The sequence below is a fragment of the Micromonospora sp. NPDC051925 genome, from assembly GCF_044548625.1.
In the GTDB taxonomy this organism is placed as follows: Bacteria; Actinomycetota; Actinomycetes; order Mycobacteriales; family Micromonosporaceae; genus Micromonospora.
In genome coordinates, this window is record NZ_JBIUCH010000038.1 from 19,919 (window position 1) to 31,666 (window position 11,748).

General features: G+C 69.4%; 12 protein-coding genes and 1 pseudogene. 9 read left to right on the top strand and 4 right to left on the bottom strand.

The window, feature by feature from the left end:
- Positions 1-92 precede the first annotated feature (92 nt).
- The 6 genes from ACIG87_RS31380 to ACIG87_RS31405 all read left to right on the top strand — a co-directional run bounded on the left by ACIG87_RS31380 (position 93) and on the right by ACIG87_RS31405 (position 6,269).
- The gene (locus tag ACIG87_RS31380) at positions 93-1,217 is read left to right on the top strand and encodes a hypothetical protein (protein ID WP_396855240.1); all 1,125 of its coding nucleotides are present in this window, start codon (positions 93-95) and stop codon (positions 1,215-1,217) included.
- Positions 1,218-2,897: 1,680 nt separating this feature from the next.
- Positions 2,898-3,023 carry a hypothetical protein gene (locus ACIG87_RS31385; protein WP_396855241.1) on the top strand — a complete coding sequence of 42 codons (126 nt, stop codon included), beginning with the start codon at positions 2,898-2,900 and terminating at the stop codon, positions 3,021-3,023.
- Between the two features lie 168 nt (positions 3,024-3,191).
- Positions 3,192-3,347 carry a hypothetical protein gene (locus tag ACIG87_RS31390; RefSeq protein ID WP_396855242.1) on the top strand — a complete coding sequence of 52 codons (156 nt, stop codon included), beginning with the start codon at positions 3,192-3,194 and terminating at the stop codon, positions 3,345-3,347.
- A gap of 17 nt (positions 3,348-3,364) precedes the next feature.
- A complete protein-coding gene (locus ACIG87_RS31395) occupies positions 3,365-3,841 on the top strand; it encodes a hypothetical protein (protein WP_396855243.1) in 477 nt (158 codons plus the stop codon).
- Complete coding sequence (locus tag ACIG87_RS31400; RefSeq protein WP_396855244.1) at positions 3,838-5,811, top strand: recombinase family protein; 1,974 nt, start codon at positions 3,838-3,840, stop codon at positions 5,809-5,811. Before ACIG87_RS31395 ends, ACIG87_RS31400 begins: the two co-directional genes overlap by 4 nt.
- A 17-nt stretch (positions 5,812-5,828) precedes the next feature.
- Positions 5,829-6,269 (top strand): hypothetical protein, encoded by a 441-nt coding sequence (locus ACIG87_RS31405; protein ID WP_396855245.1) that lies wholly within the window; start codon positions 5,829-5,831, stop codon positions 6,267-6,269.
- A gap of 158 nt (positions 6,270-6,427) precedes the next feature.
- On the opposite strand, the gene ACIG87_RS31410 is transcribed toward ACIG87_RS31405, so the two are convergent.
- Positions 6,428-6,925, bottom strand: a complete 498-nt coding sequence (locus ACIG87_RS31410) for an alpha/beta fold hydrolase (RefSeq protein ID WP_396855246.1) — start codon at positions 6,923-6,925, stop codon at positions 6,428-6,430.
- Positions 6,926-7,294: 369 nt separating this feature from the next.
- Here ACIG87_RS31410 and ACIG87_RS31415 point away from each other — a divergent pair, with 369 nt between their 5' ends.
- Together ACIG87_RS31415 and ACIG87_RS31420 are read left to right on the top strand one after the other, a co-directional pair.
- On the top strand, positions 7,295-7,465 hold the full coding sequence (locus tag ACIG87_RS31415) for a hypothetical protein (RefSeq protein WP_396855247.1): 171 nt from the start codon (positions 7,295-7,297) through the stop codon (positions 7,463-7,465).
- Between the two features lie 306 nt (positions 7,466-7,771).
- Positions 7,772-8,752, top strand: coding sequence for a zinc-binding dehydrogenase (locus tag ACIG87_RS31420; protein WP_396855248.1), 981 nt, complete (start codon positions 7,772-7,774; stop codon positions 8,750-8,752).
- Positions 8,753-8,903: 151 nt separating this feature from the next.
- On the opposite strand, the gene ACIG87_RS31425 is transcribed toward ACIG87_RS31420, so the two are convergent.
- Complete coding sequence (locus ACIG87_RS31425; RefSeq protein ID WP_396855249.1) at positions 8,904-9,500, bottom strand: ATP-dependent Clp protease proteolytic subunit; 597 nt, start codon at positions 9,498-9,500, stop codon at positions 8,904-8,906.
- Between the two features lie 133 nt (positions 9,501-9,633).
- A complete protein-coding gene (locus ACIG87_RS31430) occupies positions 9,634-10,212 on the bottom strand; it encodes a helix-turn-helix domain-containing protein (RefSeq protein ID WP_396855250.1) in 579 nt (192 codons plus the stop codon).
- Between the two features lie 218 nt (positions 10,213-10,430).
- Between ACIG87_RS31430 and ACIG87_RS31435 the strand changes: the two genes are divergently transcribed.
- Positions 10,431-11,447 carry a potassium channel family protein gene (locus tag ACIG87_RS31435; RefSeq protein ID WP_396855251.1) on the top strand — a complete coding sequence of 339 codons (1,017 nt, stop codon included), beginning with the start codon at positions 10,431-10,433 and terminating at the stop codon, positions 11,445-11,447.
- Positions 11,448-11,544: 97 nt separating this feature from the next.
- On the opposite strand, the pseudogene ACIG87_RS31440 reads toward ACIG87_RS31435, so the two are convergent.
- A pseudogene (locus ACIG87_RS31440) lies at positions 11,545-11,748 on the bottom strand (2-oxoacid:ferredoxin oxidoreductase subunit beta); the annotation flags it as partial.

Consider the following 11,748-nt stretch of genomic DNA (forward strand, 5'->3'; position numbering starts at 1 on the left):
TGCCCCAAGGACGAGCGCAGCTGAGCCGTCACGTACGACCTGAACGCACCTCGTTGCCCATATGCGGCCCTTCCGCAGCGGATGAGGACACCATGACTCTGTCTCGTGCCGCCACCATCGTGGCCCGCTTCCCTCTCGTCGCCCGCAAACGACCGCCCGCCAAACCACTGGACGCTCGGGTAGACCGGCTCGTCAGGCTCGCCGAGACCGCAGACCGCGAGAGCGATCCGGACACGGCGTCCATGGTGTTCAACGGGGCGGCCCTCGTCGCCTCCGACTGCGGAGACCCCCACCTTGCCCGCGCCTGGTGCCACCGCCACGCAAGCCTCTACCTCAACCAAGCCCCGCTGACCGGCTACACCGCCCGCTTCGCTCTCGAACCAGTCGTCAACCTCGCACGCCTGCGCATTCGTGAAGGCGACGGCGACGGCGCGTACCGCCTACTCACCCACCTGTACACGGCAATCGTCGGCGGCACTCCCGCACTTCTGGACGACCTGGAAATACAACCTCGACAACTTGCCGCCGATCCCGACGAACTCAATCAGATCATCAGTTGGCTGCGCGGCACCCTGCTCTCCGACGGAACCCGCGCCCTCACCCTTGCCGGACGGTGGGACGAAGCCGTGAACCATGTACGCCGATACGACGGGATCGGACCGACCCTCCTGGACGGACGACAGGTGGCGGTCGTCGCTCATCTGGTCCAGGACGATGGGCCATCAGCAGCGACTCTCCTCGCAGCCACCAAGATCGAAACGCCGTGGGAGCAAGCGGTGCATGGGCTCCTCAAGACCTGGCAGGAGTTGGCCGTGGGGACGGTCGCCGTCGACCACGCTGACCTCATCGATCGAGTGTCAGCCGTACCGAGAGCTCCTGGGCTCGCAGTGTTCCGCGTTCGCCTCGGACTGACGGCCCTGGACCTCTCGGTGGGCTTGCCAATCGATGTCGTAGACAACCTGACCAAACAGCTGGTGGCAGATGCGATCCACGACGAGGACGCCAACGCGGCACGGGACCTCATCAATCACCCGGCTGTCCCGGCCGAACACCAAGGGACGCTACGCCCGTTGATGAAGGCGAGCGGGTTAGACCAGGGCTACCTGCCGGCTACGGCGATTGATCCACTTTCCGTAGCGCTCGACCTGGCCGGGTCCGTAGTAGCTAGGCGACGTGATAGAGGTCGGGGAGCAGGACTACATGCACGGACGCAGTGATCTGAGTCCACCCGTCACCCGTGTCGGTGACCAGGTCCGGATGCACGGCCACGGGTCGTCGAACGGGGAAGGTCTGGCGCTACGGGTAGACGGCACGCCGCTTGGCCCAAGCCCTCGTCCAGCACTCGTTCGGATACGCGCGTTGGGCGCTACGCCATCGTCGGGGCCGTGGTGAGCACGACCTATCTGGCCAGCGTGGCACTGGAAGAGGTCGAACGAGCCCAGGCAGAACTTGAACGCCACCTGACGGTCCGACCGTCCGGAGAGTGTGTGACGTGCGGTGAGGTCGAGCCGTGCTCCGGACGCCAAGAGGCCGGCACCACGATCATCAAGTATGGACTTCTGCCGCGCCGTCGACCGGGCGCTTCGGGGGTACGCCGCGCCGCGTCAACCACGGTGGGTGCTGCCCCGACTTCGTGGTTCGCGTCGGCGACCGACGGCGACGGTCACGAGCTGCCCGGGACGGGATCCGAGGCATAGGCGCGCACGGGCATCCCGCAGTTCGGTCGCGAGCGAACGTGGAGCTCGGACGAAACACCCGCACCAGTGGCTTCTGGAAGCGCGCCGAGCAGGGTTCGTTCGGGTTGAGTCGGCCGAGTTCGACGGCCACGACGGAGGCGGCCAGGTCGGGGGACTGCCGGTGGCAGATGTGCGGGTAGGAGGGATATCTCTTATCAGTCGGTTCCGGTTCACGGCTTCTCCTCACCGCCGTCCACGTGCGGGTACGACCTGTTCAAGGGGGTGTGTTCACCCGGCTGTTCGTGGTCGTTGCGTTCCTCGTTGGATCGCTCGTTAGACCTCTCGTTAGAACCCTCACCCCTGAACAGCACGTGTTTCGCGGCCAATCAGCTCGACCGATGCAAGCTCAGCGGGCGCCGAGGATTCGGGCTTGGGCTTACCGCTGGTCACCCCTCCATGGGACGAGCGCCGCTGCGGTGGGGACGGTCGGAGAGGGCGAGCAGGCGACGGGGACGGAGGCCGTCCGGCGCGGACGGCGGACGGGGACGGCGGGTCGTGCTGGTTGGTGCGGACGGCCTCGCAGGACGAGGAGCGGACGGGGTCGCCGACCGTCCGGGACGGCGGATGGGGGCGCGTACGGGTCGTGCCGGCGCACCGCACCACATGGCGATCTCGTCCACGGCCCGAGGCGGTCAGTCAGGACACGCACTCCAGCAGAATATGATCTTGTTCAAGTGGGCGAAGATTCTGTGCAACCTGTCACTGATCACATTGGCGCTCCACGCCGCTCCCGTGCCACCGAAATTCGGCAAATCAGGGGCCTGACCTGTGTGTTCAACCCGTTGAGGATCTTGTTCAACCGGGGGTGGCTCGGGCGATGTGAGTTGTTCGGCGCGGAGCGCGGTTTCCAATCCGAGGCCCGGATTTGTAATCCCTTAGTGTCAGCGCTCGTCGGCGGACGTGGCCCACACGCCCATGCCGAAGCCCAGCCCCACCACCCCCGGCGGCCGGCCCCAGCCGGCAACGGCCGGTTTGCTCCTCCCCCCTATCCACGTCCCTTGCACCCCCGATCCGGGAGTACCGGACGGGCACGGACCGTCCGCCCCGCAGGCGGACGACGGTAGACATCGCGGGGTGCCGACCCCGCCCGATCGCGAGTCGCCGGCTCGCGTGGGCGGGCAGTCGGCAGAGGTCACAGTCGCCCGCGGTAATGCACCGGAGGTGCGATTCGACGTCACCGTGCTCGATGGCGAGGCCGGTCGGCGGCTGGCCGTGCTGCAAGCCGAGGTAATCCTCGACGTGCTGACCTGGCTTCACGACCAGCGGCACCGCGCCGAGCCCGCCTGACCGGTCACCCTCCGGGCCCCTCGGTGTGCCGTGGCCGGTTGCCCTCGGGGCGGTCTTGATCCCTTCACGGAGTTGAGCGGTGATCGATGTCCACGGGTCGACCGGCAGCACCGACGGTCGGCCCGTGGCCTGACCCGACGCCAACCAACCGCAGGAGGTACGCGCGTCATGTACACCACCGTCACCCGCGACGGCACCGGGCGCATCGTCGTCTACGGCCCCCACGACACACCGGCCATTGCTCGCAAGATAGGGCGGTCACCGTCACCATCCGCCCACCGGGGGCCGCTGACCCGCACCACCGGCCCCCTGGCCGAGGCATGAACATCCACCGCACGACAGTGCTTCCACGTGTGGCGTTCTACGGCCGGGCCGCCGAGGCCAGCGACCTCGCCACGGCGGCCCTCGTGGTCGGCGGTCAGTACCAGCAGTGCGTCTCGGTGCTGCCCGATGGCGCGATCACGGCGGTGTTCTCCGACCTCGGTACCCGGCCCGACTACCGGCGGGCACCCGCCAACCTGCTCCTCGACAACGAGCGGGAGATCAGCCGTGACGGTGGTCTGGACGACCTGCTCACCGAGGCGAACCGGCCAGAACGCCGATTCGACTTCGTGATCAGCACCGACGTTCACCGCCTGTCCCGACACCGGGCGACGAGGACCGCGCTCCTGCGCACGCTCGCGGTCGCCGGCATCGAGTTCCTTCACGCCCCCGAAATCCGCGACAGTGACCGGCTGCCGGTCATGCCGTGGCGACTGCGCAGCGTCGACTACATCGAGGTGCTGACCCAACTCATCCGCGACGGAGGACACCCGTGACGAGCACCCTGCCCGACTGGCTCCGCCCACCCACCACCACCGCCACGAAGCGGACGATACGGGTCGCGTTCCTCGGACGTACCTCGACCGAGGAGCAGCAGGACCCCACCCTGTCGATCCCCCGGCAGTTGACCAACTCCGAACGGGCTCTGCTGCCCAACATGGTCATCGTGGCGTGGTTCTGGGACGTGGAATCCTCTCGCAAGGAACTCAGCCAGCGCGGCCGGGGCACCGCGTGGCAGAAGTTCGACGTCGCCGTGCAACGAGACGGCGGCCTCGCCGACATGCTCGACGAGGCCACCTCACCCGATCGCCGCTTCGATGTCGTCATCTGCGAGTCGATCGACCGCATCGCCCGTTGGACCCACCAGGGCACCAAAATCGAGCACGACCTCGAACTCGCCGGAGTGCCACTGCTGGCCGCCGACGAGCCGGTCATGCAGTCGAACAGCCGCAAACGGGCCGCCCAGATCCTCCTGCGCCGCACCAAGCAGGGCGTCGCCGAGTGGTACATGATCGAGATGCTGGAGAAGTCGTGGGACGGCTTCGAGGAACACACCACCCAGGGCTGGAACGTCGGCAAGCCCCCATACGGCTACCTCGCCGAGAAGCACAAACACCCGGTCCCCGCCAAACGCGCGGAGGGCAAGCACAAGACCAAGCTGAAGATCGACCCCGACCGAGGGCCGGTGGTCGAGCAGATCTACGCCTGGCGCATCGACGAGAAGCTGTCCTACCGGGCCATCGCCGAACGGCTCAACACCGACCTCGACCGCTACCCGCCCCCACAACCCGTCGACCCTGCCCGCGCGGTCGGACGATGGACCGGCTCGGCGGTCCGCGAGATCCTCGTCAACCCCAAGTACACCGGCCACATGGTCTGGAACCGGCGCTCGACCAAAGACAAACTGCACCCCGGCAAGGTCAACCCCCGTGAGCAGTGGGTCGTCTCCGCACAGCCCACCCACCCGGGCATCGTGCCGATCGAGACGTTCCTCGCCGCGCAGAACGTGGGCCGATCTCGGGAACGGTCACGCGCCGACGCCCGCCAGGGTTCTCCCAACCGGCACCGGCAGACCAAGCGGGTTTACGCGCTTCGTTCCTACGTCTGGTGCGCGCCGTGCCAGCGGCGCATGTTCGGCCGCACCGTCACCGGATACACCTACTACTCCTGCCAACCCCGAGAGAGGGCCATCCCCGAGGGGCACCCGAGCATGATCTCGGTGACCGAGGAGGTGCTGCTCGACTTCGCCGATCGGTTCTTCAACACCTACGTCCTCGGTCCGGACCGGGTGCAAATCGCTACCCGCAGCCTGGACATCGCCGCCCAGCAAGCCGCCGAGGAGCAGCGGCGACAAGTCGCAGTGCTGCGGCGGACTCTAGACGACATCGCCGCTCGCCGCCGTCGCCTCCTGCGGGTCATCGAGGAGAACGACGACCCCGACGGCAGCGTGTTCGCGGAGATCGCCGAGCGACGAGCCGAACTCGACCGTGGCCGCGAGATCAAGGCGGCCGAACTCGCCCACCTAGAAGAAACCATGCCGGCCGACCCCGGCAGCGCCGACATCCTCGCCGACCTTCCCGAGATGGAAATCAAACTCAGCCTGCTACCGACCGACCGTCTTCGTCGCCTCCTGGACGCCTTCGCCGTGCAGATCCACCACGACGTCCGCACCAACCACGTCTCATTCAGAGCCACCGTCAGCCACCACGCCGCCCCACACCTGGCCCGCATAACCCGCGCCACGGCCGGCGGTCCCCGTGCCACCACCGCCCACACCAGCACAGACGACACCGCCCCAGCCGACGACGACGACGGCGGGGGCGGGGGCGGGGGCGGCGACCATTTGCAGTTCTGTGACATGCCCTGCCGGGGGCACCAGCGTGAGGCCCAGGCGGACGGCGTAGGAGAGTGTCCTTTGCCTCCCGTTTTGGACTGGTGGCGCGGGCTGTCGTTCGCCGAGGGCTGACAGGCTAGGTTGCTCGGATGAGTCTCCTCGATGACGTCGCGAGACGTGACAGCTGCCGATGCTGGGTGTGCGACGAGCCGGTCGACGTCGACATGTCGGTGAACGACCCGCGTGGCCCCAGCGTCGACAGCCGCACCGCCGACAGGAAGGCCAAGGTCGTCGAGCGACTTGCGCACCGTGCCTGCAACAGCCGCAAGGGTGCGGTCAAGGTGGTGATCGCCTGGCCGGACCGTCTGCGGGTGGTGGAGCCCGCACCGCTGATCACCGTCGCCGAACGGCTCGAACGCAAGGGTGGTCGCGAGTTGGTCGCCCGCTGTCCCAGCAAGAAGGACGCCCAGGAGACAGCGGATTGGCTGGTCGACCGGTTGTCCCGGCTGGCTCCGGGACTGCCGGTGAGCGCAAGCGTCGACGCGGGCGGCGGACAGTACCTCGTCACCCTGGCTGCTGGTCGCCGCTGACTGACGGCCCTGGTCGGCGGGCCGGCGCGATCCCGGGCCGCCCGACCCGAGCCACCCACCACGTCCCGGCACTCACCGTGCGCCGACGGCAACGAGCGGCTCGTGCATTGTGAAACGGCGTTGGCGTACGAGTTCCCGGCAGAGTCAGATACGTCAGCTCAGCTGTTGTCGAGCACGAACGCCCGCATGAGCTTGGCGCACTCGGCCGCGGGTGTCTCCAGCAAGAAGTGCCCGCCGTCGTACATGTGCGCGTCCATGCGATCGAGGGCGCGGTGGTAGGCGAGGACCTCGTCGACGTCGAAGTACGGGTCGCGCCGTCCCCACAGTACGAGCGCCTGCGGCTGGTGGGTCCGGTGGTACTCGGCGGTTTCCTCGAAACGGGCGACGTGGCCGGCGTAGTCGGTGAACAGCGCGAACTGGGCGGCGATGGTGCCGGGTCGGCTCATGCGTTCCCAGTCGAGGTGCCACGACTCGGGAGGGTGCAGCGTGCGCAGGTACTCGGGCAGCCCGGCGAGGTACTGGTCACGGGTGCCGGCGAAGTTCAACCAGTCCGACAGTTCGGCACGCCTGCCGTCGGTCGGGTCGGCCCAGTACGCCCTGGCGCTGTCCCACTGCTCGCCGGGGCCGTCCTCGTGGGCGTTGCCGCTGAACGACAAGGCCGCGGATGCGAGCCGGGACGCCGGTCGCCAGGTGGTGTCCCACCGGAGCGCCGAAGTCGTGTAGGTAGACGAAGAAAGGCTCGACCCCGAGCTGGCCGAGCAGGTTCTCGTTCGAGAGCCGTTGCCTGTTGTCGACGACCTTCGTGTCCCACGCTGCCTTCTTTGCCAGCCACGACTCGTACAGCGCGAAGTACCACTCCTGCATGGTGCCGGTGAACGGCCGGCCGTCGACCTTGGCGTCCGCGTGGGCGGGCATGGCCAGGAGGGCCCTCAGCCGTCGGGTTGAACCTCGGCACGAGGACGCTGAGTGCCTGCAGGTACTGGGACGACACCCGTTGGCCGTTGCTCCCGCCGGTGACCTTGGCGATGTCGAACATCTGGTCGGCGAGCCGGGACTCGGCCTCGGCGACGGCCGCCGGCTTGGGGCCGGTCGTGTCGTACATGAAGTCGCTCTGGTTGAGCATCGTGCCGGGCATCGTCATGGTGAAGAACTGGTTGTCGTTGGTCCCGCTGAGAACCTCCACCAGTTTGTCGTAGATCTTCGCGATTGCCTGGTCCGCCATGGTCGCCTCCTCGCGCGAGACGCATCGCCGCGATCAGTTCCTGTCGGCGGCGGTGCGCCTGATTCTTCGAGTGCGGCTTTTCGCGCTCCGAAGACCGGCGCGATTGCTCCTCGCGATCGACGCTATCGACGTCCCCGCTCCGACTTCGGCGGGAAGGGCGGCTCTGTCAAGGTGACTTGTCGACGCCGCCGAAGGCGCCGGTCGTGCCACACCGTGTGGTACGGGTGCCCCGGCAGGTCGACGGTTGACTTCGAGTCCGGTGCAGGTTGTCGGATGAGGTATGCGTGCGATTCGCCTTCATGAGTTCGGTCCCGCCACCAACCTCGTCCTCGACGATCTGCCCGACCTCGCACCCGGCCCCGGCCAGGTGCGCATCGCGGTCGCGGCCAGTGGGGTACACCTGCTCGACACCACACTGCGCCGAGGCGAGGCGGGCGGTCCGCTGCCGCTGCCGGAGCTGCCGACCGTGCCGGGTCGCGAGGTCGCCGGAACGGTCGACCTGGTCGGTGCCGGCGTGGACGAGGCGTGGCGGGGCCGGCGGGTCGTCGCCCACCTGGGCATGGTCCCCGGCGGGTACGCCGAGCAGGCGGTGACCGCCGTCGAGTCGCTGTTCGTCGTACCGGAGCGGATGGGGTTCGCCGACGCGGTGGCCCTGGTCGGTACGGGCCGGACCGCCCTCGGTGTCTTCGAGCTGGAACCGCCGACGGCGGATGACGTGGTGCTGGTGTTGTCGGCGGCCGGTGGGCTTGGTTGGCTGCTGGTGCAGGCGGCCCGTACGGTCGGCGCGACGGTGGTCGCCGCAGCGCGGGGCGCACAGCGGACGGCTCGGCTGGGTGAGCTGGATGGGGACGTGGTGGTGGTCGACTACGACCGGCCGGACTGGACTGAACTGGTCCGGGCACGGGTCGGCGGGCCGACCCTGGTGTACGACGGGGTCGGTGGGGCGGTGGGCCGGGCCGCACTGGAGTCGACGGCGACGGGTGGGCGGTTCGTGATGTTCGGGTGGTCGGCGGGGGAGCCGACCCGGGTGGACACGGCGGATCTGGTGGAGCGGAGCCTGACCGCCGGGTGGCTCGGGCAACGACTCCGGACCAGGCCCGGGGGGATCGCGGGGTTGGCGGCCCGGTCGGTGGAACTGGGCGGCCAGGGCTGGTGGCGTCCGTTGGTGTCGACGTACCCGCTGGCGGAGGCGGCTGCCGCGCACGCCGATCTGGAGGGGCGGCGGGCGTTGGGCAAGGTGGTGTTGACCGTCACCGGGTGACACCGGCGGGATCGGCACCGACCGGCGGGCCGAGCTGCCCGTCCCCTGGCGGGCTACCGGACAGCGCGCGGGTCCTCGGCGGAATCCGCCGAGGACCCCGACCCGACGCGCGGCCGTCGGCATCTTGTCTGTTCAGCCGCGAGGTTGCTGCTCAGCCGGGGAGTTGGTCGACCCGGGTGAGCACCTGGTCGATCAGGCCGTAGTCCCGGGCCTGCTCGGCGGTGAACCACCGGTCCCGGTCCCAGTCGGCCTGGATCTCGTCGAGGCTGCGCCCGCTGTGCTCGGCGATCAACTCCTGCATGGTCCGCTTCACGTGCAGCATGTTCTCCGCCTGGATGGTGATGTCGGCGGCGGTGCCGCCCATCCCCCCGGACGGCTGGTGCATCATGATCCGCGCGTGTGGCAGGGCGAACCGCTTGCCTGCCGCCCCCGCGCAGAGCAGGAACTGACCCATCGACCCGGCGAACCCCAGCGCCAGGGTGGCCACGTCGTTGCGGACGTACCGCATGGTGTCGTAGACGGCCATCCCGGCGCTGACCGAACCACCGGGTGAGTTGATGTAGAGGTAGATGTCCCGCTTGCTGTCCTCGGCGGCGAGCAGCAGGATCTGCGCGCAGATCTGGTTGGCCGAGGCGTCGGTGACCTCGGTGCCGAGGAAGATGATCCGTTCCCGCAGCAGCCGCTCGAAGACCTGGTCGCCGAAGGCATGCTGCCCGCCGTCCAGCATTCGTACGTCGTACCCGATCATGGTGACCACCCTCCGCGTTGCCGGCGGGCGACGCTCCGCCCGGGGACCGGCGGGTCCAGCCTGCGTCGCCGGGCGGGCGTCGCCCCACCCTTTCTGCCCCCGGCAGATCCGCCCTCGGCAGAACCCGGCCGGCCTAGCCGACGAGCAACCGCCGCCGGCCCGTCCAGGCCCGTCGCCGCGCCAGCACTTTTGCGGTACGCGCAGCGGGGCGGGCGGTCGGCAGGACGGCGATCACCCGGACGGGTGCGGCGACGGTCACCGCCGCGAACCCGCGCGAACCGACGCCGACGGGCGACAGCGCACCACCCGACAGGAGGACACTGCCGCCGACGTGCGGCACCGGCCCGACACCGGTCGGCCGGCCGACCCGTGCGGTGGGCGGGCCGACCCGCAGGCGCGGACCGGTGCCGTCGCGGCGGGCGGCCGGCACCCGGTCCAGCCGGGCCAGGCTCCCGCCCGGCGGGACGGGAACCCGACGCTCGACCCGGCGCAGCTCGTCGCGGGCCTCTTCGAGCAGGTCGGACAGGTTGATCCCGAGCGCCCGGCAGATCGCCGCCAACACTTCGGAGGAGGCCTCCTTGCGCCCGCGCTCCACCTCGGAGAGGTAGGGCAGGGACACCCCGGCGGCGGCGGCCACCTCGCGCAGCGTGCGGCCCTGGCGCAGCCGTACCCGACGCAGCACTCCGCCGATCACCCGACGCAGCAGCGACATGCGGGCCTCCTCGTGGCCGGTGTCCCGGGACCTTCCCATCATGCCCGGTCGGCGGACCTGGCACCGGCCCGGCCGGCTCTCCCGACCACGGCCCGAACAGCTCGGACGGGGGTGACGGGACGCTTACCGCAGGTAGGGGCGGCGACCCGGCCCGTCGGCCCCCCTGCCAACCGCTATGTTGTGGTCGTGCAGGCGACCCAGGGGGAGCGGGACCGACGGTGATCCATTTCCCGGCGCAGCGGCGGGGTCCGCTCAGCGCGTTGAGTCTCCGCCTGGCCGCCGCCCTCGGCCTGGTCCTGCTCACCGTCGCGGTGGTCTACCTGGACCGCAGCGGCTACCGCGACGTGGACGAGAACGGGCTGACCCTGCTCGACTGCTTCTACTACGCGGTGGTCACCCTCTCGACCACCGGGTACGGCGACATAACCCCCTTCGAGCAGTCCGCCCGGCTGGTGAACGTCCTGTTCATCACCCCGGCCCGGGTGATCTTCCTGATCATCCTGGTCGGTACCACCCTGGAAGTCCTGACCGAGCAGTACCGGACCGGCCGTCGACTGGGTCGGTGGAGGAGAACCGTGAAGGACCACGTCATCATCTGCGGCTACGGCACCAAGGGCCGTAGCGCGGTCTCCGCCCTGCTGGAGAACGGGCTGGACAAGTCCCGGATCGTGGTGGTGGAGCGGAGCAGCGCCGCGCTGCGGCAGGCCACCTCGGCCGGGCTGGTCGCCATCGAGGGCTCCGCGACCCGCTCGTCGGTGCTGGAGGAGGCGCACGTCCGCAACGCCAAGTCCGTCATCATCGCCACCGACAGCGACGACGCCTCGGTGCTGGTCGCGCTGACCACCCGGCAGCTCACCGCCGGCCAGGTACGGATCATCGCGGCCGTCCGGGAGGCCGAGAACGCCCCGCTGCTCCGCCAGAGCGGCGCGCACCATGTGATCGTCTCCTCGGCCACCGCCGGCCGCCTGCTCGGCCTCTCCACCTCGGCGCCGCCACTGATCGACGTGGTGGAGGACCTGCTCACCCCCGGGCAGGGCATGGCGCTGGCGATGCGTTCGGCCGAGCGGCACGAGGTGGGCAAGTCCCCGCGCGAGCTGGAATCCCTGGTCATCGCGCTGGTGCGGCGGGGAAAGGTGGTCACCCTGGCGGACCGGGCCGGCGCGGTGATCGAGACCGGCGACATGCTCGTGCACGTCCGCGACGACCGACCCACCGCCAACACCACCACCTCCTGACGACCTGGTGGCCCGCCGGACGACCCGGTGGTCCCGCCGAAACGACGAAGTGGCCGCCCCCTGCGCGGGCAACGGCCACTTCGGCGTCGACTGGTGACTAGCTGATCGTCCAGGTGTCGCCGGTGGTGAGGAGGTCGGTGAGTTGTTGTTCGGGGGTGTGGGTGGTGGTGGCTTTGGCGGTGGTGAGTTGTTGTTGTACGACGTTGTCGTAGGTGGGGCGGGTGGTTTGTCGGAACACGCCGATGGGGGTGTTGCGGAGGTCTGGTCCGGGGAGTCGGGACAGGGCGAAGGCGTAGGCGGG

Coding starts and splice junctions, on each gene's coding strand:
- ACIG87_RS31380 (WP_396855240.1), top strand. CDS start 93: ATGACTCTGTCTCGTGCCGCCACCATCGTGGCCCGCTTCCCTCTCGTC.
- ACIG87_RS31390 (WP_396855242.1), top strand. CDS start 3,192: ATGTACACCACCGTCACCCGCGACGGCACCGGGCGCATCGTCGTCTAC.
- ACIG87_RS31405 (WP_396855245.1), top strand. CDS start 5,829: ATGAGTCTCCTCGATGACGTCGCGAGACGTGACAGCTGCCGATGCTGG.
- ACIG87_RS31415 (WP_396855247.1), top strand. CDS start 7,295: ATGTCGAACATCTGGTCGGCGAGCCGGGACTCGGCCTCGGCGACGGCC.
- ACIG87_RS31420 (WP_396855248.1), top strand. CDS start 7,772: ATGCGTGCGATTCGCCTTCATGAGTTCGGTCCCGCCACCAACCTCGTC.
- ACIG87_RS31425 (WP_396855249.1), bottom strand. CDS start 9,500: ATGATCGGGTACGACGTACGAATGCTGGACGGCGGGCAGCATGCCTTC.
- ACIG87_RS31430 (WP_396855250.1), bottom strand. CDS start 10,212: ATGTCGCTGCTGCGTCGGGTGATCGGCGGAGTGCTGCGTCGGGTACGG.